The following is a 19,085-nucleotide window of genomic DNA, read 5'->3' on the forward strand; positions in this document are numbered from 1 at the left end:
CCTGGCGAAAGCGGTCCAGGCAGGTCCGCGCGGCCCAACTGGCCGGAGCCCCTTGAGGGTACGCGGGGCCGGTTCAGTCGGCGAGGCCACAAGCGTCGCCGGGTGTCCGCCCGTCCGGCCGGTGCCTGCGCGACTCTCCGTGTCTCCGTGCCCCTCCGCACGAATCCGAGGATGTCCATGGTCCGAGTCGGGTCGCCACCCGAACCGTCACGTCCCGTTCCCGTCGGCACCGCCTGGCTGCTGCCGACCGTGTTATCAGCCGCGGCCTCCGCGGCAGTTGTCGCCCTCGCCGACGCCGACGCGCGTCTGGTCCTGGGCGTGTGCCTGGCCGTGGCCACCGGCGCGATCGCCGCGGCCACCGCGGTGGCGGGACGCCGCGGCGCACGAATAAGGCAGCTCACCCGGCAGCTCGACACCGAGGCTGCCGCCCAACACCACCGCCACCAGGGCGAGTCGGAGACCCTGCGGGGATACCTGGTCGCCCAGGGCGCCGCACAGCAGCGCCTCACCGACGAGATGCTGCCCAAGACGATCCTGCGCCTCAAGCAGGGCGAGTCGGCGCGCGAGATCATCCACGAACTGGCCAGAACCGACGATCACTTCCCAGGCGTCACCGCCGAATTCGCGGCCTCGCAGCGCACCGTCCTGCGGCTCGTGGCGGAAGCCGTCGAGGCCGAGGAGGACTTGCGCGACTCGGCGCAGCGGGCGTTCGTGAACATTGCGCGGCGTGTGCAGGCGATCGTCCACCAACAGGCCACTGATCTGCGGGAGATGGAGGAGCGGCACGGTGCGCAGCCGGATGTGTTCGGTGATCTGTTGCGTCTTGACCACGGGACGGCGCTGATCGGGCGTCTGGCGGACAGCATCGCGGTGCTGGGCGGTGCGCGTCCGGGGCGTCAGTGGCAGAACAACGTGCCGCTGTACAGCGTGCTGCGTGGCGCGGTCTCCCGCATCACCGACTACCCGCGCGTCGAACTGACCGCGGTCACCGAAGTCGCGGTCGTCGGCTCCTCCGTGGAGCCGCTGATCCACGCGCTGGCCGAACTCCTCGACAACGCCACGCGCTACTCGCCGCCCAAGACCTTCGTGCGCGTGAGCGCCAGCGAGGTGCAGTCCGGCGTCGCGGTCGAGATCGAGGACGGCGGCATCGGCCTCTCGGAAGAGGCCCGGCGCCGCGTCGAACGCCTCCTTGAGGAGGCGTCCGCCGGACTCGACCTCGCCGACCTCGGCGAGTCGCCGCGCCTCGGTCTCGCGGTGGTCGGACGGCTCGCGCAGGAGCACAACTTCCGCGTCGCGCTGCGGCCTTCGGCGTACGGCGGGGTCCGGGCGATCCTCGTCATCCCCAAGGAACTCCTCACCACCGCACCGGTGTCGATGGTCGCCGGTGCCGCCCCGGGGCTGGAGGCGCTGCCCGCCGCCCGCACGGTCTCCAGCGGCCCGGCCCGCAGCACGGCCCCGCCCGTGGTGGAGAGCGCGCCGCGCGGGCGTACCGCCAACGGCCTGCCACAGCGCCAGCGCCGGTCTCCGGCGAGTCCGCCGCGCCTGGTTCCGCCGGTGCGGACGCCGGGTGCGTCCGACGCGGCCCCGGGAGGCGGCGCCGGCCGTCCCGCCCCGGGCGCCGGAGCGCGCCCGCCGGCGTCGGCCCAGGCCGACTCCGCGTCCCCGTCGATCGACTCGGCTCCCGAACCCGGGCTGTGGCTCGCTGCGTTCCATGGTGCCGTCACCGGCGACTCCGCCGCCCCGACCGCCGAAGGCGGCACCGGGTCCGCGGACGCGCTCGACGGCACGCCCAAGAGTGAAGGTGAGCGGTGATGCAGAAGAGAGCCGATCTGGACTGGATCCTCAAGGACCTGGCCGACGGTGTCCCGCAGACCCGGCACGTGGTCGTGCTGTCCGCGGACGGCTTGTGCATCGCCCAGCACGGCTGCGACGTCGACACCGCCGACCGCGTCGCGGCCGCCTGCGCCGGGCTCCAGAGCCTGTCCGCCGCCATCGCGCTGGAACTTCCCAACGGCGACGGGCAGATGCGGCTCGTCGTCATCGAGATGAACGGCGGCTTCTTCTACCTGATGGCCGCCGGAACCGGCGCGTACCTCGCGGTGCTCGCCGACGAAGGCGTGGACGCGGGCCTGATGGGCCAGCGCATGCGCGACCTGGTGGCACGGATCGGCGAGCACCTCAGCGCCCCGCCGCGGGCCACCGCCGCCGGGCGGGGCACATGAGCGGACCGCGCCGACTCGACTGGGAAGAGGGGTCGCCCGAGCGGCTGTACGTCCTGACCGGCGGCCGCAGCGGTTCCGCCGCGCGCGACCAACTGGACCTCGTCACGCTGATCGTGTCGCGGTCGGCGCCCGATCCGGGCCTCCAGCCCGAACAGACCGCCATCGTGCGGATGTGCGGGTATCCGCTGTCCGTCGCGGAGATCTCCGCGTACCTGTCCTTACCCGCGAGCGTGGTCATGGTGCTGCTCGCCGACCTGCTCGCCGACGGCCGGGTGGAGGCCCGGCCGCCGATCCCGGCCGCGTCGCTGCCCGACGCCGAACTCCTTGAGGCGGTGATGCATGGACTACAGAACCTCTGACCTCGTCCCGGACGCATCCGTCGGCGAGCCCGTCGGCCCGCGTCCCCAGGACGCGCTGCCGGAGACGGTCACCACGGCCGTGAAGATCGTGATCGTCGGCGGCTTCGGGGTCGGCAAGACCACCATGGTGCGCGCGGTCAGCGAGATCCGGCCGCTGACCACCGAGGAGACGATGACGCGGGCCGGCGAGGGCGTCGACCACGTCACCGGCATCGAGGACAAGACCGAGACCACGGTCGCGATGGACTTCGGGCGTATCAGCCTCAACGAGCGCCTGGTCCTCTACCTGTTCGGCACGCCGGGCCAGGAGCGGTTCTGGTTCCTGTGGAACGGACTCTTCGACGGGGCGCTCGGCGCGGTCGTCCTGGTCGACACCCGGCGCTTGGAAGTCAGCTTCGACATCATCAGCCGCCTTGAGGACCGCCGCATGCCGTTCGTCGTCGCGGTCAACGCCTTCCCGGACGCCCCGCAGTACGAACTGGCGGAACTACGCGAGGCGTTGGACCTCCCGGACTGGGTTCCGATGGTCGACTGCGATGCGCGCAAGCGGGCGTCCAGCCGCGACGTCCTGCTCGAACTGACGCGCTACTTGCACGCGATGACGCTCGCACACACGGAGACACCATGAGCAGCAGTCGTACGGACGAAGCCGGGCACGGGCCCGGGTTCGATGGCGCGGTGACCGACGCGCTGGTGCCGCCGCCGGGCTGCCCGGCGCACGCGGGGGCCGACGCGTCTGCGGGGTCGCCCGCGGCCGCGGCCTCCGGGCCCGCCGCGAGCGTCGCGTTCGTCGGGCCCGGGGACGTCGTCCGGCTCAACAGCCTGGAGCACCAGTCGGATCCGATGGGCGTGTACGAGCGCCTGCGGACCCGTTACGGCCCGGTGGCCCCGGTGCTGGTCGAGGGCGACCTGCCCGCGTGGCTGGTGCTCGGCTACCGCGAGAACCTCGAAGTGGCGCGCACCCCCAACCGGTTCTCCCGCGACTCGCGCAACTGGGGTTCCGTCCAGCGCGGCGAAGTCCCGGAGGACTCACCGCTGTTGCCGATGCTCGGCTGGCAGCCGCTGGTGGTCTTCCTGGACGGCGAGGAGCACCAGCGGCTGCGCAAGGCGGTCACGGACAGCCTCAACCAGCTGGACCGGCGCGGTGTCCGGCGCCACGTGACGCGGTTCGCCAACCAGCTCATCGACGAGTTCTGCGCCAAGGGCGAGGCGGACCTCGTCGGGCAGTTCGCCGAGCAACTGCCGATGCTCGTGATGACGCAGTTGTTCGGCATGCCGGACGAGTACGGGCCGCGGCTGACCGCGGCCGTGCTGGATCTCGTCCGCGGCACGGACACGGCGTTCGAGAGCAACGAGTTCGTCGTCGAGACGCTCCGGCAGCTCGTCCCGCGCAAGCGCCGGGAGCCGGGCTTCGACATCGGCTCGTGGCTGATGGAGCACCCGGCCGAGCTGAGCGACGAAGAGGTCGTGCAGCACCTGCGCGTGCTGCTGGCCGCGGCGAACGAGAACACCACGGTGTGCATCAGCAACACCCTGCGCCTGGTCCTGAGCGACCCGCGGTTCCGCGCGTCGCTGGCCGGGGCGCGCATGACGCTCCCGGACGCGGTGGAGCAGGTGCTGTGGGACGAGCCGTCCACCATGGTCTGCCCGGCACGCTGGGCCGTCGGGGACACCCAGCTCGGGGACGCGAACATCCGCGCCGGTGACATGCTCCTGCTCGGCCTCGCGGCCGGCAACGTCGACCCGGAGATCCGGCCCGACCTGAGCGCGCCGATGCTCGGCAACCGGTCGCACCTGGCGTTCAGCGGCGGACCGCACGAATGCCCGGGACAGGACATCGGCCGGGCCATCACGGAGGCCGCCGTGGACGTCCTGCTGACCCGGCTGCCGGACATCCAGGTTGCGGTGCCGGAGGACGAACTGGTGTCGGTGTCCACCTGGCTGTCGCGGCATCTCACCGCCCTGCCGGTGGAGTTCACCCCGCAGCCGCCGTCGGCCAGGAGCGCGGAGCCCGCACCGTCCGCGGTCCCCGACGGCCGGACCGCATACCCGGTCAATCCGTCGGCCAACCACGCCGCCCCGCCCGTCGGCACCTTGGCTGGACCGCCGCCTGCGGCCCCCGCCGAGTACCCGGGGACCGCGGCCCCCGTCCAGGCACCCGCACCGCCACAGCGGCGCCCGTCCCTGTGGCGGCGCCTGTTCGGCCGCGGCCGATCGTCCCGCTGACCCGGCGACGGACAACGAGTGCCCGGCCCCGACGCGTAGTCGGGGGCCGGGCACTTGCCGTAGGCACAGCTTGACGGCCGCCTAACCCGAACGCCGTCCGGCCTCGGGCAGCAGGTCGCCGGTCTCCGTCTCGACCCGGGTCTCCGACTCGGCCTTGGCCCCGCCGTCCCTGCCGACCCCGGCCCGTTCCCGCCGCACCGGTGTCATCACCAGGCCGCTCGGCCGCGGGACCGCGGCCAGAACCTCGCCGACCGGCCGGTCCGACGCGGGCCGGAGGCGCCACCGGGACAGGATCGTCGCGATGGCGATCGGCATCTCCATGCGGGCATAGGCCTCGCCGGGGCACTTGCGCAGGCCCGTGCTGAACGCGATGAACTCGGTCCCGGTGTGGGCCCGGCTGCCGCCCGACTCCCAGCGCTCCGGAAGGAAGCGGTCCGGCTCGGCGTAGAGCCGCGGGTCGCGGTGGATGGAGTACGGGCTGAAGGCCAGTTCGGTGCCGGCCGGGATCCGCACGCCGCCCAGCTCGACATCCTCGACGGAACGCCGCATCAGCACGGGGATCGCGTGCAGGCGCGCCACCTCGGTCACCACGTTGTTGATGTACGTCAGATGCGGGATGTTCTCGAAGCCGATCGGCCCGTCCCCGAGCACCGCGTCCACCTCGGCCAGGACGCGCGCCTCCGTCTCGGGGGAGTGGGCGAGTTCGTGGAACGTCCAGGCGAGCGTCGACGCCGTCGTGTCCGTACCGCCGATGAGGATCGTGACCAGTTCGTCGCGCACCTCCTCGTCGCTCAGCGCCTCGCCGGTCTCGGCGTCGCGCGCGGCGATGAGCGTCGACAGGATGTCCGGGCTGTCGTCCGGGTCCTTGCGTGCCCCGGCGACGAGGTGGTCGATGACCTCGCGCAGGTCGGTGACGGCCCGGTCGAACTCGCGGTTGAAGCGCACGGGTATGCGTCCGAGCAGCGCCGGCAGCGCCGCGCGGGCCATGACCCCCTTGAGCAGGAACGGCACTTGGTGGCGGATCACGTCGATCGACGCGGTGTCGGCGTGGCTGGAGAACAGCGAGGTGGTGACGGTGTTGATGGTGTACTCGTACATCGCCAGGTGCATGTCCACCTCGCCGCCCGCCTCGAACGAGTCGGCGAGCTCCTCGGCGTGCCGGACCATCGCGGCCGAGTACTCCCGGACGCGGGCCCGGTGCAGCATCGGCTGGACGAGCCGTCGGCGCCGCATGTTGGTGGCGTTGTCCGAGTTGAGCAGCCCGTTGCCGGTGAACTCCCGTGCCCGGTCGATCAGTCGGCCCTTCTCGAAGGATCGGGGCTTGAGCACGATGAGCTCGTGGATCACGTCGGACGTGGTCAAGAAGTAGGTGGGGGACGTGCCCAGGTCGACGCGCACGATCTCGCCGACGTCCCGGAGGCCGCCCAGGAAGCCGAACGGGCGGCGGGCCAGCGGGATGATGTGGCCGAGGAGAGGAAGACGCCCCGGTGCGCGCGGAACCGACCGAAGCTCGGTCGTCATCGCGGAACTCCTTTGTCACGAGGTGGTCTGCACGGTGGTGGCGGGGGAACGCGCCCCGGATCGGGCGGCGCCGGACCGGCGGCACGGCTGGTCCGCGCGTGCCCCGGGGGGTGCACCGGTCCGGCCCGGCCGGTCAGTTCGGGACGAGCCCCCACCACCACGCGATCGGCGAGATCGGCAGCGGTTCGCCGCTGCTGTCGGTCGGGGTGTCGGCGAAGTCGGTGGGCAGGTCCGCGGGATCGTCGGGCGTGGTGTAGCGCCGCGACGAGATGCTCCAGTCCTGGGTGGCCCGGATGAACGTGCCCAGGCTGAGCAGGTACGTCCGCAGCTCCGGGCTCGCCGACGGCAGCAGGCGCTCGCGCAGCCGCAGGAACAGCCAGAGCACGCGGTCGCGTTGCGATATCGCGGTGGACATCGCCTGCTGCGTCGTCAGGCCGTACTCGTGCTCCAGGACCTTGATGACGTTGAGGACGTACCGGTCGGCCCGGCTCTCCTTGTGGAACGAGAAGATGTCGTTGTCCCACGAGATGACGAAGTACGCCATCTCCGCCAGCGCCCGGACGGCGTGCGCGTCGCGGTCGTTCTGCGCCAACTCGTAGCCGTACGCGAACTCCAGCACCGGCGAGATGATCGACGCGGCGCCATCGTACAGCCGCATCATCGTGTAGTCGGCGAGCGAGGGGATGGTGCCGCGGCTGCGGTGCGCCGCCTCCCACACCAGCGACAGGAAGTACTCGCGCAGGCCGTCGACCCACCGGGTCGCCTGGGCCGCGGTGGCGTGCACCGCGATGCGGGCGCGCAGGTCCCGCATGCCCTCGGCCAGCGGGTCGTCGGGGAGCATGGGGGTCTCGGGGTTCTGCGCGACGCGGATCAGCCGCGACAGGACCGCGACGAGTTCGTGCGGGTCGGCACCGGCGATGCCTTCCTCGCAGCAGCCGTCGTCGACGCCGAACAGCCACATGACGAAGTCGGACAGGATGCCGACGACTTCCTCGCGCCCATCCGGAAGGATGCGGGCCGCGAACGTGCCGATCTCGTGCGTGACGAGCCTGGTGCGGAGATCCTCTGAGCCGATGTCGAACCTCGCGGCCCAGTCGCTGGTCCGCTTGTCGATGTCGGCGTGGCTCGGGTGGATGGCGGGCTCAAACGGCGAGTAGATCGGAGGAACGGTCAGTCTTTGCGACATGTGTGGATCACCTTGGGTAGCCGCGTGGCTGAGGACGAAGGCGACACTAGCGTTGTTGATCTTGGTGCCGTGATCAACTTTTGCGGAAACCCGCGTACCTTTTCGGTCAGATTCGGAAGATCGATATCAACGCTGAGTCACTGGCAGTGACGGTCTGCCAGAACCCTCGGGTAGCTTACGCACCTCTGCCGTCCTCCCGCCACGCGAGCAACTCCCAAACATCACAAGGTTGTTGCCGTCCGTACCCGATGGGCCGTCGGAAACCGGCCAGCGCGGCGGGACGCCCCGAGGAGCCGTCCGCCGTGCGAACTCTCCGTCGGCGGCCCCCCGTACGCGCCGCTCATTTGGCCGGGAAGGAACGCCGCACCCGAGCCGGAGCGACCGTGTCGGTACGAACGAAGGCGCGGGACCCGCCGACGGTCCCGCGCCTTCGTACCTTCCGCACCTGCCGCGCGTCGGCTCCCGGCCCCGACGCCCCGACTCGGCCGCGCACGCGGGCGGCCTTGCGCGGGTCGGGCCGCGTCGAGTACTCCACGACCAGGCGGCCCGGCCGGTCGGCGCGGCCCATACGACGGCGGAGTCGGCGGTCGCGTCGCCGCTCTGCACGCCGTGACTGAGCAGGGGCCGCCCGGACACCACGAAGCCGGGTGCCGGGGCGGAGGCGGTCGCACCGGTGGAGGCGGCACCGACGATGGGCGTGATGGCCGGCCCCGTCCCGACGGCGGTGCCGGTACGCAACAAGGTCCTACGGTCGAACGTTTTGTCCTCATGGGTCATGGGAGACGTGTGTAGTGCCGCCCGGCGACCACTTGACCAACACCGGTTGGTCGCCCGTGAGATCTGGCCGTCTGACAGGTCGTCCGTCTGGCAGGTCGTCCGTCTGGCAGGTCGTCCGTCTGGCAGGTCGTCCGTCTGGTCGTTCGTCAGGCCGCCTGTCAGGCCGTTACCTCAGGCCGAGCCCGAGGGGTCGCCCAAGGGACCGCCGGCCTTGGGAGCCGCCGCCCATCGGTGGCAGGGGCGCGGGGAGTTCGGCCGCCCGGGTCCCCGCGTCGGCGGACCGCGCCGACACCCCTCGGACACGTCCTAACGCCGGTCGCCCGGCCGTGTGCGCGGGCGGAGCCGTTCGCCCTGGGGGCCGAACATGATCAGGTACTCCACCGGGCCGTCGGCCGCGGCGTTCGCCAGGCCGTGCGGGGTCCGGGTGTCGAACTCGGCGACCTCGCCGGGGGCGAGGACCAGGTCGTCGGCGCCGAGCGCGAGCCAGAGCCGCCCGTACAGCACACACAGCCACTCGTAGCCTTCGTGGGACACCTGCCGCGGTCTGGTGGGCGGGTCGTCCGATGCGGGCAGGACGTGTTTGTGGGCGTGGAGGCCGCCGACGTACGGGGTCAGCGGCACCCTGGTCTTCTCGCCGGTGTGGCCGCGGTCTCGGGTGCCGCCGCGCGGCGCCCGCGGTGGAGCCGCCTCCGGGGGTGTCCCGGCTCCCGCGCCGGCCAGTTCGTCGAGCGAGACGCCGTACGCCCGCGCAAGGCGCAGCAACACCTCCAGGCCCGGCGTGCGCCGACCGTTCTCGAAGCGCGACAGCGCGCTCGGCGCGACGCCGATCTCGCGGCTCGCGTCGGTGAGCGACGCGCCGCGGTCCTCGCGCGCGCTCCGCAGCCGCGGACCCAGCCCCGCGAGCGCGTCGGCGATGCCGTCCTCCGCCATCCGTGTCCCGCCCTTCCCATCAACAGCTCCATGTCCACGACTCTGTCCTGCAAGTTTGCCAAACTGGCAACGGTACGTCGCGTCGTGCGTCCGGTGCGGCGCATGATCGACGGGTCGCCGAGGAAGCGGCGTCGGAGTACCGGAAATCCGGAGGAGAAGCCATGGACCAGCCCGCACCGGCCACCCGCCGGGTGACCGACCCGGCCGCCGCCCCGCGCCACCGCGTCATCGAGGCGCCCGCGGGCCGACTGCACCTGGTCGAACAGGGCACCGGGCCGCTGGTCCTGCTCGTGCACGGCTTCCCCGAGTCCTGGTACTCGTGGCGCCACCAACTGCCGGTCCTCGCCGCGGCGGGATACCGCGCGGTCGCGCTCGACGTCCGCGGATACGGGCGTTCCTCCAAGCCGACCGCGACCGAGGACTACCGGATGCTCGCGCTGGTCGAGGACAACGTCGCCCTCGTGCGCGCGCTGGGCGCGGACACCGCGGTGGTCGTCGGGCACGACTGGGGCGCGAACATCGCGGCCGCGTCGGCGCTGCTGCACGCCGAGGTCTTCCGCGCGGTCGGGCTGCTGAGCGTCCCGTACGCCCCGCCCGGCGGCCCGCGGCCCACCTCCGTGTTCGACGCGATGGGCGGCGACCAGGAGTTCTACGTCTCGTACTTCCAGGAGCCCGGCCGCGCCGAGGCCGAGGTGGAACCGGACGTGCGCGGCTGGCTCGCGGGCTTCTTCGCGGCCTTGTCCGCCGACACCATGCCGGGGCCGGACGACCCCGACCCGCACTTCGTGGCCCGCGGCGGCGGGCGCCTGCGCGACCGCTTCCCGACCGGCCGCCTGCCCGCCTGGCTGAGCGAGGACGATCTCGACTTCTACACCGGGGAGTTCGAGCGCACCGGCGTCACCGGAGCACTGAACCGCTACCGCAACATGGACCGCGACTGGGCGGACCTGGCCGCGCACAACGGCGCGCCCGTCAAGCAGCCGTCCTTGTTCATCGGCGGCTCGCTGGACGCCTCGACGACCTGGATGTCCGACGCGATCGACGCCTTCCCGTCCACCCTGCCGGGTCTCGCCGCCGCGCATCTCCTGGACGGCTGCGGCCACTGGGTCCAGCAGGAGCGCCCCGACGAGGTCAACGCCCTGCTCACCGCGTGGCTGGGCGCTCTCGCCTGACGGATCACCGCCTCCTCCCGCGCCCCGGCCGCGGGAGGAGGCGCGCCCGCCCGGGTGTCAGCCCCCGGACCGTCGCAGCCAGTCCTCGTACGTCGTCTCGCCCAGGACGGCCCCGTCGCCGGGGACGAGCGTCGTCTCGTCCGGCACCGCGCCGAAGTACTGCGCCTTCGGGTCGGTGACCACCTCGCGCGGGTCGCCCCACGCCTTCAGGGCGTCGCGGAAGAACTCGTCCATCCGGTAGCGGGTCGGGCCCGCGATCTCGACGAGCCCGTTGAGCGGTGCGGCGACCGCGGTGCGGCCGACGGTCCGCGCGACCTCGTCGCCCGCGACGGGCTGGTAGGCGACCGGCGGCATGTGCACCTTGCCGTCGGACGTGGCCCCGTCCGCGATGCTCGGGCCGAACTCGAAGAACTGCGTCGCGTGGACGAGCGAGTACGGCACGGACGATTCCTTGACCAGCGCCTCCTGGGCGGTCTTGGCCCGGAAGTAGCCGATGTCGGGACGCCGGTCGCTGCCGACCACCGACAGCACGACGTGGTGGCCGACCCCCGCCGCCTTCTCGGCCGCGAGCAGGTTGCGCGTGGACGTCGTGAAGAAGTCCAGCACCGCCGCGTCCTCGAAGGACGGGGAGTTCGAGACGTCCACGACGACGTCCGCGTTCTCCAGGACCTCGGCCAGCCCCTCGCCGGTGAGCGTGTTCACGCCGGTTTTCGGGGCTGCCGCCACGGCCTCGTGGCCGTGCTCGCCGAGCTTCGCGACGAGTTTGGAACCGATGAGCCCGGTTCCGCCGATGACGACGATCTTCATGCCTGGTCCTCCTGATCTCCGGCGTGGCCGCCGGTCCGCAACAAGGACGGGGCAGCCGTTGCCGGATGTGACACTTTGTCGGAATTTCTTCGCGGGAGCGGATTCCCCGTCGCGCGGCCGCGCGAACATGCCGACCGCGGGCGACGGCGCGGCGGACTATTTGCGGTGATTTACGCATATAGCGTCGGACCCATGCGCCGTCATCTCCGAGGTTGGCCCGCGTGTCTGGCCGCGGGCCTGGTGTTCGCCGTGTGCATGGCCGGTACGACGCTGCCGACCCCGCTCTACCCGCTCTACCAGGACAAGTTCGGGTTCTCCGAGCTCACCGTCACGGTCGTCTACGCGGTCTACGCCGCCGGGGTCATCGGCACGCTCCTCCTCGCCGGCAACGCCTCGGACGCGGTCGGCCGCCGTCCCGTCCTCCTGGCCGGCCTGGTCTTCGCCGCCCTGAGCGCCGCCTGCTTCCTGGCCGCGACCGCGCTGGGCCTGCTGTACGCGGGACGCCTCCTGTCCGGTCTCTCCGCCGGGCTCTTCACCGGCGCGGCCACCGCGTACGTGATCGAGCTGGCCCCGCGGGACGGCGGCTCACGGGCCACCTTCGTGGCCACCGCCGCCAACATGGGCGGCCTGGGCTGCGGCCCGCTGCTCGCCGGAGTGCTCGCCGAGTACGCCGACCGGCCGCTCTACCTGCCGTACATCGTGCACCTCGGCCTGGTGGCGGTCTGCTCCGCGCTCGTCCTTCGGTGGCTCCCCGAGACCGTGCGCGACCGGCGGCCGCTGCGCACCGTGCGCCCGCGGCGGCCAGGGGTGCCCGCGTCCGTGCGCACGGTCTTCGGCCCGGCGGCGCTCGCCTCCTTCGTCGGGTTCGCCCTCTTCGGCGTGTTCACCGCGGTCAGCCCCGCCTTCCTGGCCGAGTCGCTGGACGTGCGGAACCACGCGGTCACCGGGCTCGTCGTCGCCCTCGCGTTCTTCGCCTCGACCGCCGGACAACTGGCCGTCGGACCGGTCGGCGTGACCCGGTCGCTGCCGCTCGGCTGCGCCGCGCTGCTGGCCGGACTGGCCCTGCTCGCAGGTGCGTTGGAATGGAACCTGTTCACCCTCGTCGTGCTGAGCGCGGTCGTCGGCGGGGCCGGGCAGGGGCTGTCGTTCCGCGCGGCGATGTCCGCGGTGGCCGACGCGGCCGACCCGGAGCGGCGCGCGGCGGTGATCTCCACGCTGTTCGTGGTCGCGTACTTCGGCATCTCGGTGCCGGTCATCGGGGTCGGCCTGCTGGTGGAGCCGATCGGCCTGGAGGGCGCGGGGCTGGTGTTCATCGCCTGCATGGCCGCCCTGGTGCTGGCCGCGGCTCTCTACCTGCTCCGGCACCCCGTGCGGGCCGCCGGGGCCCAGCACCGCTAGCGGGCCCCGGGGCGGGCCGAACCCGACGGCCCCGCCCCGGAGTTCGCGCCCGCCGGTCAGCGGGCGTAGAGGTACCGGTTCACCGCCTCCAGGTCGGTGTTCCACAGCGTGCTCAGCGGATTCGTACCGACGTCCAGCGCGATGATCTCGGGCGGGACCCGGACGTCGACCGGATTGCCCGCCGGAGTGTTCGCGACGCGCCCCTGGAGGTTCACCGCGAACGATTTCACCGGGTGCTCGGGCGGGGTGTCCCCGTCGTTCCACAGCCGCACCCCGGCGTACGCCTTCTTGCCCGGGGCGATGGTCGCGAGCGCCTCGGCGGGCGACTCCATGGGCGGGGTCGGGTGCCGGTCGCCGAGCACGACCTGCGGGTGGTGGTAGAGGGTGCAGGTCGTCGAACCGGTGTTGGTGGCGGTCAGGAGCACGTGGTTCGAGGAGTCCGGGGTGGTGGACATCGTGATCCGGACGTTCTTGTCGGTGCACGCCGCGGTGCCGCCGGTACCGGTCGAACCCGGACTGCCGGACGCTCCACCGGGCGGCGCCGGGGCTCCGGTCGTCGCGGGGCCGCCGCCGGGAGCCGTGCCGCCGCCCGGGTGTGGGGTGCCGGACGGGGGAGCGGCGGTCGTACCCGTACCGCCGCCGTCGGTGGGCGCGGGCGGCGCGGGGGCGGTGCTGGGCGGCGGGCTCGCGGACGCCGTGGGCGGGGTGCCGACGATCGACGGCGTCGAGACGAACAGCGTGGGCGGTGTTGCCACTTCGGCCTCGCCGTCGCCGCCGGTCAGCGCGAGCGCGGCCGCCACGGCGGAGACCGTCACCGCCGAGACGGCGCACGCGACCAGCGCGGTCCGCCGGCGCCGGATGCCGCGGCGGCGGGCGTCGATGCGCCCGAAGTCCGGCGGCCGGACGACGAGCTCGTCGGCGTGGGCGCTGAGCCGCGCGTGCAGCCAGTCCTCCGCCGCGGTGCCGATGCCGCCGCCGGAGCGGTGCTCAGACCCGTCCATGATGCTTCTCCTTTCGTGTCCGAGGTCCGGTGGCGTGCGGCGCGGGGGTGGGCGCGCCATCCAGAGGTCTGCCGTCCACAGGTCCGCCGTGCGAGAACCCGCCTGTTCCGGTCGCGCCGTCTGCGGTCCTGCCCTCCCCAGGTGCACCCTCCGCAGGCCCGCCGTCCGCCAGTGCCGGGTCGGCGCGCAGCTTCTCCAGTCCGCGTGCCGCCTGGCTCTTGACCGTCCCCACCGAGCAGCCCATGACCAGGGCGACCTCGGCCTCAGGAAGGTCCTCCCAATAGCGCAGGACGACCGCCGCGCGTTGCCGCGGCGGAAGCCTGAGCAGCGCGCCACGCAGTGCCTCCCGTTGGTCGACGCGGTGCGTCGGATCCGGCCCCGCCACCTCCGGGGGCTGGTCCCCGTACACCATTGCCGGCCGTTTGCGGCGGAAGCGGTTGTTGTTGCAGTTGACGAGGATCCGGCGCACGTACGCGTCCGGCCGCTCGCTCGCCTGGATCCGCCGCCATGCGGCGCCCGCCCGTGCCAGCGCGGTCTGCGCCACGTCCTCGGCTTCCGCGTGGTCGCCGGTCATCAGGTACGCCGTGCGCACCAGCCGCGGCCACTGCGCCCGCACGAACTCGTGGAACGACGCTGCATCCTCAGGTCTCACCCCGCACCTCCCTACCCCCTCAAACCCGCATCCGGGCCGTTCGGGTTGCACGGCGGCCCGAGTTCTCCGCGGAGCGCGCCGGGGACGGTCTACAGGCAGGCGTCGTACGGGAATTCGCGTGTGGCGTGTTTTTCCGTTGCGATAACTTCCTCTTGGTTCACTTCTTGCGTTGATTCCGGCGCGCACCGGCCGTCCCGGCGGGTGTCGTCCGGAGCCGCCCCTCCCGGAATTGGAGTACTTGTGCGCCCTGCGCGAATAGCCGCCGTCGCCACCGCGGCAGGCATGGCCATGCTCGCCATGTCCGCCTGCGGCACGGAGAAGGCGGACGGGCCCAGCAACCTGGCCGTCGACGCCAAGACCCTGGCGCAGCAGACACAGCAGAAGGTCAAGGAAGCCGAGACCGTGCGCATCACCGGCGGGGGCACCGCCGACATGGGCGACGGCGAGACCATGGAGATCCGGGGCGAGATGTGCGTCGCCTCCGACAAGACGATGAAGAGCACGATCTCGTACGGCGACAAGGTCGAACTGGAGATGCTCGGGATCGACCGCAAGACCTACGTGCGGGCCTCGCGCGAGTCCTGGGACGAGTGGTTCTCGCTTCTGTTCGACCTCGACAGCGGCGACGTGAAGTTCGACGCCACGCTGTACGAGGAGATGCTGAAGCTCCTCGACAATCGCTGGACGCTGGAAGAGGATGAATCGGACGCCGCGGACGAGGAGGACGACAGCGGGAACGCGTTCGCGGAACTCACCGACGTCGAGGACCTGTTCGGCGAAAACTACGACAAGGTCGTCAAGGGCGAGCCGGTCGAGTACGACGGCAAGAGCGTCATCCCGCTGAGCGCGACCGACGAGGACACCGACGAGGTCACCACGGTGTACGTGCCGGAAAAGGGCAACCAGATCCCGGTCCGCATCACGTACGAGACCCCCGGCACCCCCGACAAGGCCGACTTCAAGGTCAAGACCGGCGGTGGCTCCTGCGGCGTCAAGGCGCCCCCGGCGGACCAACTCGCGGACCAGGAGAAGCTGGACAAACTCGAAGGCAAGGTCTTCGACTTCGGGGACTCGGCCCCGGACATCGACGAGGACCCCGGGGTCCAGGACCCCGGAGTCCAGGACATCGGCCCGTCCTCCCCGGACAGCACCGACACCCCCGGCGCCCCGACGGTCGGCTCGAACCCCTGACAACCCCGCACCACCGCACGCCCGGCACGCCGGACGACCGCCCCCCGCGGTCACCCGGCGTGCCGGACCCGCACACGATCGGGTCGCGCCGGATCCCGCTCGGCGACGTGCACCGGCGCCCACGCCCACTGCCACACGGTGATGCCCGGGACCCGGGAGAATCGGACGGTCCCGCGCGTGCCTTCGACGGCCAACCGCGGCCAGATCTCCGCGACATCGGCCGGCGGCCGTGCCGGATCCGCGCCGCGGGCGTGCACGTGCGTGGCCAGGGCGGCCAGCACGGCGACGGCGTCGTACCCTTCGAACGCCACGAAGGACGGGGCCTCCGCCAACCGCTCCCGCAGCGCCGCCTCGACCCGGAGGCCGAGCGGGCCCAGGCGTTCGGGCAGGTAGCGCAGGAACGGGACGCCGGCACCGCCGCCGTCCGGCAGGCCCGCCCACGAGGCGAACTCCGGCTGCCCGGCCGGGGCGCCGACCAGCACGCCGCCGAGGCGCGGGTCGCGGCGTACCGCCTCGACGATGGGCACCGCCGGTTCGGGGTGGCCGACCAGGAGCAACAGGGCGGTGGCGCCGGAGTCGGCGAGCGCGTCGCACAGAGCATCGGGGGCGGCGAAGCCGCCCGTGTCCAACTCCACGACGCCGCCCCCGTGCGGTGCGAGGTGGTCGCGCAAAATGCCGGTGCCCGACGCCCAGTACACGCTCGGCTGCGTGGCCACGGCGATGCGGCGGTGGCCCGCGTCGAGCAGGAAGTCCCCGTAGATCCGCCAGCCGTGCGACTGTGCGGGGGCCAACCTCGCGACCCACTGCGAAGGTTGCTCGGTGAGGGTGTCGAGGACCGCCGAGGAGCACACGAACGGCAGGCCGAGAGCTTCCGCGCGGGAAGCGGCCGTACGCGCGACGACGCTGTGGTACTCGCCCGCGATCGCGGCCACCCCGAGGCGTGCGAGTTCGTCCATCGCGTCCGCGGCCCGCCGTGGGTCGGCCGCCGTGTCGCGGACGATCAGTTCGACCGGCCGTCCGCCGATGCCCCCGGCGTCGTTGGCGTCGCGCACGCCGAGTTCGAGTCCGGCGAGCAGGTGCCGCCCCGCCTCGACCCAGCCGGGCGGTGACAGGGGGACGAGGGCTCCGAGGCGCACGGGCGACGTGATCATGGGGCACATTGCACTCCCACCGCCCGTGTCGGGCAAGCGATTACGCGGTGTGCGCGAGCGTGGCCGTACGCTGCGGAGACGCGTCGAAGCGTCCGCCCTCCGGCGCCGAATGATTGCGCAGGGTGAAGTTCGGGCAACACGACGCTGCGTACAGGTGCCCTCCGACGCCGTGATCCGGTGCCGTTCAGTCGGCGCTCGCGAGCCTGCCCCCCAGGTGCGACGGCCCGGGGGCCGTGATCGCGGGTACACGGGGAGGACACGCATGACCAAAAGCAAAAACCTGACATCCGCGCGCCTGGCGGGCGTGCACGGACAGGAGGCGGAACCGCCGGGGGACGGCGCTCCGCCGGTACTGCACATCCGCTGCTTCGGCGGCTTCACGATGACCGTCGACGGCCGCGAACCGGACTGGACCTCGGTCCGGCCCAAGGCGCGCGCGGTCCTGCGGCTGCTGTCCGTACGCACCGGGCAGTGGCTGCACCGCGACCGCCTGGTGGAGATGTTCTGGCCCAAGCTGGCGGCCCCGGCGGCGGTGCACAACCTCCAGGTGGCGGTGTCGAGTCTGCGCGGCCTGCTGGAGCCGGACCGGGGGCGGGGCGAGGGCCACGTCGTGGTGCGGCAGGGCATGTCGTACCGGCTGCGGCTGCCGCACGGCGGCAGTTGCGACGTCGCCGAGTTCGAACGCGCGGTCATGGACGCGCGGTTGGCCCGGCGGCTGGGCAGATGGCGCGAGGCAGCCGACGCGCTGTGCGGTGCGCGGGACGCGTACGCCGGGCCGCTGCTGCCGGAGGAGGGCGCGTCCGAGTGGGTCGTCGGCGAGCGCGAACGCCTCGGCCAGGGCGCGGCGTGGGCCACCGCAACCCTCGCCGAACTCCGGCTCCGGCAGGGGCGGCTCGGCGACGCCGTGGAGACGGCCGAACGCTGCCTGGAGATCGACCCGTTCCGTGACTCGGCGTGGGACACCCTGATCCGCGCCCACGACCGGTCCGGACAGAGCGCGGCCGGGGCGAGAGCCCGGCGGCGGTACGCGGACATGCTGGCCTCGCTCGGCATCGACCCGGCGGCGCAGCGCAGTTCCGCGTAGGAAGGACCGACGCACCACCGTCGCAAGGGCTTCGAACGCGGCGGAAGTCCTATCAGGGAGTGTCTTCACATCACCGTCGGATAGCCCGCGGGAATTGGCCGACACGACCAGGGCGCGATCTCGCCCTATCGCGTGGCGGCCCGGGGTCACCGGCCGCGGAAGAACTCCACTTCCGCGATCGCCGGGGGCCGGTCGGCCGGGCCGTACACGCTCACGATCCCGATGTGCACCTCACGGACGTCCGAGGCGCGCAGGTCGAATGTCTGCTGCCCCGGCTGGTCGCGCAGGCGGATCTCGACCGTGTGCTCCTCGCCGTCCGTGCCGACAACGCGGAAGACGAGCTTCTCCGGCCTGCCGTACGCGAGGAACTCCTCGGGCTTGGTGGAGTAGCCGGACAGCACGATGACCTTGAGCAGGCGGACCGGCGGGTCGAACGTCGCGACCAGTTCGGCCCCCGGTCCCGGACCGGAGGGTGCCCACGCCTTGTTGCTCACCCCGTCGAACGCGGCGGCGGCGGGCATGCCCGGGGCCTCGCTCGACGCACGCTTGTCCGCGGGCGGCGCGGCCTCGGGGTCCGTGGTGTTGTCCCGGACGAAGTCGAACACGCCGTCGTAGAAGGGCCGTCCGAACCACGCCCCGGCCAACAGCGCGAGCACCAGGATGGGGACGATCAGCCTGCGCGGCCGCCGCGACCGCACGGCCGGGCGCTCCCCGGCCAGCCGCGGCGATTCCGGCGTGCGCCGGAACGCCCGCTTCCACCACGGCAGTCGGACGGGCGGGGGTGCGGTGGGGCGCGGGGGCGGGCCGGATCGCAGCGGACGGCCGCAGCGCACGCACAGGGTGCGTTCGCGTGCGTTGTCGGCCTCGCAGAACCGGCAGCGGGATCCGCCGGGCACCGCCGCGTCCACAGCCCGCCCCGGCTCGGCGGCCGGGGCGACGTAGCGTTCCGCCTCACGGTCCCCGGGCCGTCGCAGCGGGGCCCCGGCCCGACCGGCGGATGTGGTGTCGGCGTCGGAGGGCATCACGACGGGCGGTGCGATGGGACGCCCGGGGACGGACGGGTCGTACGCCGGGCTGCTCGGCGGCCGTGGCGTCGGCGGGCGCGGCGTCGACGGGCGCTGCTCCGGTGAGGGCTGCTCGGGCGGGCGCGGTGTCGGCGGTCGTGGCGTCGGCGGGGGACCCGGGACGGGGGTCTCGTCGGGGGCGGGGCCGGGCAGGTTCGGGGTGTCCGGCGGACGTGGAGAACCCGAAGTCCCCGGCGTCAAACGCGAGGTGGATGCGTCGCGTGGTTCGGGCGGGCCGACCGCGCCCGGCCCGTCCGGACGCTCCGGTTGCGGTGTCTCCCTCGGCTCCGACCGCGTCGGCGGAGGAGGAGTGTCCGGCAGATGCGTCGGCGGCGGCAGGGTGT

Annotated in this window: 17 protein-coding genes; 9 read left to right on the forward strand and 8 right to left on the reverse strand. The window is 72.8% G+C overall.

The genetic code is table 11. From position 1 onward, the window contains the following. The first annotated feature begins 177 nt into the window (after window positions 1-177). From ACRX5S_RS09160 to ACRX5S_RS09180, 5 genes are read left to right on the forward strand one after another with little or no spacing between them, the layout of a single operon-like run. Window positions 178-1,812, forward strand: a complete 1,635-nt coding sequence (locus ACRX5S_RS09160; RefSeq protein ID WP_436772746.1) for an ATP-binding protein — start codon at window positions 178-180, stop codon at window positions 1,810-1,812. Then, window positions 1,812-2,222, forward strand: coding sequence for a roadblock/LC7 domain-containing protein (locus ACRX5S_RS09165; RefSeq protein WP_436772313.1), 411 nt, complete (start codon window positions 1,812-1,814; stop codon window positions 2,220-2,222). Before ACRX5S_RS09160 ends, ACRX5S_RS09165 begins: the two co-directional genes overlap by 1 nt. Continuing rightward, on the forward strand, window positions 2,219-2,581 hold the full coding sequence (locus tag ACRX5S_RS09170) for a DUF742 domain-containing protein (protein WP_436772314.1): 363 nt from the start codon (window positions 2,219-2,221) through the stop codon (window positions 2,579-2,581). Before ACRX5S_RS09165 ends, ACRX5S_RS09170 begins: the two co-directional genes overlap by 4 nt. Beyond that, entirely contained in the window at window positions 2,562-3,209 is a 648-nt protein-coding gene (locus ACRX5S_RS09175; RefSeq protein ID WP_436772315.1) for a GTP-binding protein, read from the forward strand. Before ACRX5S_RS09170 ends, ACRX5S_RS09175 begins: the two co-directional genes overlap by 20 nt. Continuing rightward, window positions 3,206-4,807 carry a cytochrome P450 gene (locus tag ACRX5S_RS09180; RefSeq protein WP_436772316.1) on the forward strand — a complete coding sequence of 534 codons (1,602 nt, stop codon included), beginning with the start codon at window positions 3,206-3,208 and terminating at the stop codon, window positions 4,805-4,807. The genes ACRX5S_RS09175 and ACRX5S_RS09180 overlap by 4 nt, the downstream gene beginning before the upstream one ends. Window positions 4,808-4,888: 81 nt before the next feature. Here ACRX5S_RS09180 and ACRX5S_RS09185 read toward each other — a convergent pair whose 3' ends face one another. The 3 genes from ACRX5S_RS09185 to ACRX5S_RS09195 form a co-directional block, all read right to left on the reverse strand. Next, a complete protein-coding gene (locus tag ACRX5S_RS09185) occupies window positions 4,889-6,328 on the reverse strand; it encodes a cytochrome P450 (RefSeq protein ID WP_436772317.1) in 1,440 nt (479 codons plus the stop codon). A gap of 133 nt (window positions 6,329-6,461) precedes the next feature. Next, the gene (locus tag ACRX5S_RS09190; protein ID WP_436772318.1) at window positions 6,462-7,514 is read right to left on the reverse strand and encodes a selina-4(15),7(11)-diene synthase; all 1,053 of its coding nucleotides are present in this window, start codon (window positions 7,512-7,514) and stop codon (window positions 6,462-6,464) included. A 1,083-nt stretch (window positions 7,515-8,597) separates the two neighbouring features. Next, the gene (locus tag ACRX5S_RS09195) at window positions 8,598-9,221 is read right to left on the reverse strand and encodes a helix-turn-helix domain-containing protein (protein WP_436772319.1); all 624 of its coding nucleotides are present in this window, start codon (window positions 9,219-9,221) and stop codon (window positions 8,598-8,600) included. Between the two features lie 161 nt (window positions 9,222-9,382). Between ACRX5S_RS09195 and ACRX5S_RS09200 the strand changes: the two genes are divergently transcribed. Next, window positions 9,383-10,393 carry an alpha/beta fold hydrolase gene (locus ACRX5S_RS09200; protein WP_436772320.1) on the forward strand — a complete coding sequence of 337 codons (1,011 nt, stop codon included), beginning with the start codon at window positions 9,383-9,385 and terminating at the stop codon, window positions 10,391-10,393. A 57-nt stretch (window positions 10,394-10,450) separates the two neighbouring features. Here the strand turns inward: ACRX5S_RS09200 and ACRX5S_RS09205 are convergent, their stop codons facing one another. After that, a complete protein-coding gene (locus tag ACRX5S_RS09205) occupies window positions 10,451-11,200 on the reverse strand; it encodes an SDR family oxidoreductase (protein ID WP_436772321.1) in 750 nt (249 codons plus the stop codon). A gap of 192 nt (window positions 11,201-11,392) precedes the next feature. Between ACRX5S_RS09205 and ACRX5S_RS09210 the strand changes: the two genes are divergently transcribed. Beyond that, window positions 11,393-12,598, forward strand: coding sequence for an MFS transporter (locus ACRX5S_RS09210; protein WP_436772322.1), 1,206 nt, complete (start codon window positions 11,393-11,395; stop codon window positions 12,596-12,598). Between the two features lie 56 nt (window positions 12,599-12,654). Here ACRX5S_RS09210 and ACRX5S_RS09215 read toward each other — a convergent pair whose 3' ends face one another. Then, window positions 12,655-13,599, reverse strand: coding sequence for a DUF4232 domain-containing protein (locus tag ACRX5S_RS09215; RefSeq protein ID WP_436772323.1), 945 nt, complete (start codon window positions 13,597-13,599; stop codon window positions 12,655-12,657). Then, window positions 13,586-14,251 (reverse strand): SigE family RNA polymerase sigma factor, encoded by a 666-nt coding sequence (locus ACRX5S_RS09220; RefSeq protein ID WP_436772324.1) that lies wholly within the window; start codon window positions 14,249-14,251, stop codon window positions 13,586-13,588. Before ACRX5S_RS09220 ends, ACRX5S_RS09215 begins: the two co-directional genes overlap by 14 nt. A gap of 240 nt (window positions 14,252-14,491) precedes the next feature. Here ACRX5S_RS09220 and ACRX5S_RS09225 point away from each other — a divergent pair, with 240 nt between their 5' ends. Next, the gene (locus tag ACRX5S_RS09225; RefSeq protein ID WP_436772325.1) at window positions 14,492-15,442 is read left to right on the forward strand and encodes a hypothetical protein; all 951 of its coding nucleotides are present in this window, start codon (window positions 14,492-14,494) and stop codon (window positions 15,440-15,442) included. A 50-nt stretch (window positions 15,443-15,492) separates the two neighbouring features. Here the strand turns inward: ACRX5S_RS09225 and ACRX5S_RS09230 are convergent, their stop codons facing one another. Then, window positions 15,493-16,593: an ABC transporter substrate-binding protein gene (locus tag ACRX5S_RS09230; protein ID WP_436772326.1), complete on the reverse strand. Its 1,101-nt coding sequence runs from the start codon at window positions 16,591-16,593 to the stop codon at window positions 15,493-15,495. A gap of 262 nt (window positions 16,594-16,855) precedes the next feature. On the opposite strand from ACRX5S_RS09230, the gene ACRX5S_RS09235 reads away from it, so the two are divergent. After that, window positions 16,856-17,677 (forward strand): AfsR/SARP family transcriptional regulator, encoded by an 822-nt coding sequence (locus tag ACRX5S_RS09235; protein WP_436772327.1) that lies wholly within the window; start codon window positions 16,856-16,858, stop codon window positions 17,675-17,677. Between the two features lie 146 nt (window positions 17,678-17,823). On the opposite strand, the gene ACRX5S_RS09240 is transcribed toward ACRX5S_RS09235, so the two are convergent. Then, window positions 17,824-18,699, reverse strand: coding sequence for an NADase-type glycan-binding domain-containing protein (locus tag ACRX5S_RS09240; RefSeq protein WP_436772747.1), 876 nt, complete (start codon window positions 18,697-18,699; stop codon window positions 17,824-17,826). Window positions 18,700-19,085 lie beyond the last annotated feature (386 nt).

The sequence above is a fragment of the Yinghuangia sp. YIM S09857 genome, from assembly GCF_051388915.1.
Taxonomy (GTDB): Bacteria; Actinomycetota; Actinomycetes; order Streptomycetales; family Streptomycetaceae; genus Yinghuangia.

Bases quoted from the DNA above. Each gene is read 5' to 3' on its own strand.
- ACRX5S_RS09160 (WP_436772746.1), top strand. From the start codon at position 178: ATGGTCCGAGTCGGGTCGCCACCCGAACCGTCACGTCCCGTTCCCGTC.
- ACRX5S_RS09165 (WP_436772313.1), top strand. From the start codon at position 1,812: ATGCAGAAGAGAGCCGATCTGGACTGGATCCTCAAGGACCTGGCCGAC.
- ACRX5S_RS09170 (WP_436772314.1), top strand. From the start codon at position 2,219: ATGAGCGGACCGCGCCGACTCGACTGGGAAGAGGGGTCGCCCGAGCGG.
- ACRX5S_RS09175 (WP_436772315.1), top strand. From the start codon at position 2,562: ATGGACTACAGAACCTCTGACCTCGTCCCGGACGCATCCGTCGGCGAG.
- ACRX5S_RS09180 (WP_436772316.1), top strand. From the start codon at position 3,206: ATGAGCAGCAGTCGTACGGACGAAGCCGGGCACGGGCCCGGGTTCGAT.
- ACRX5S_RS09185 (WP_436772317.1), bottom strand. From the start codon at position 6,328: ATGACGACCGAGCTTCGGTCGGTTCCGCGCGCACCGGGGCGTCTTCCT.
- ACRX5S_RS09190 (WP_436772318.1), bottom strand. From the start codon at position 7,514: ATGTCGCAAAGACTGACCGTTCCTCCGATCTACTCGCCGTTTGAGCCC.
- ACRX5S_RS09195 (WP_436772319.1), bottom strand. From the start codon at position 9,221: ATGGCGGAGGACGGCATCGCCGACGCGCTCGCGGGGCTGGGTCCGCGG.
- ACRX5S_RS09200 (WP_436772320.1), top strand. From the start codon at position 9,383: ATGGACCAGCCCGCACCGGCCACCCGCCGGGTGACCGACCCGGCCGCC.
- ACRX5S_RS09205 (WP_436772321.1), bottom strand. From the start codon at position 11,200: ATGAAGATCGTCGTCATCGGCGGAACCGGGCTCATCGGTTCCAAACTC.
- ACRX5S_RS09210 (WP_436772322.1), top strand. From the start codon at position 11,393: ATGCGCCGTCATCTCCGAGGTTGGCCCGCGTGTCTGGCCGCGGGCCTG.
- ACRX5S_RS09215 (WP_436772323.1), bottom strand. From the start codon at position 13,599: ATGGACGGGTCTGAGCACCGCTCCGGCGGCGGCATCGGCACCGCGGCG.
- ACRX5S_RS09230 (WP_436772326.1), bottom strand. From the start codon at position 16,593: ATGATCACGTCGCCCGTGCGCCTCGGAGCCCTCGTCCCCCTGTCACCG.
- ACRX5S_RS09235 (WP_436772327.1), top strand. From the start codon at position 16,856: ATGACCAAAAGCAAAAACCTGACATCCGCGCGCCTGGCGGGCGTGCAC.
- ACRX5S_RS09240 (WP_436772747.1), bottom strand. From the start codon at position 18,699: ATGCCCTCCGACGCCGACACCACATCCGCCGGTCGGGCCGGGGCCCCG.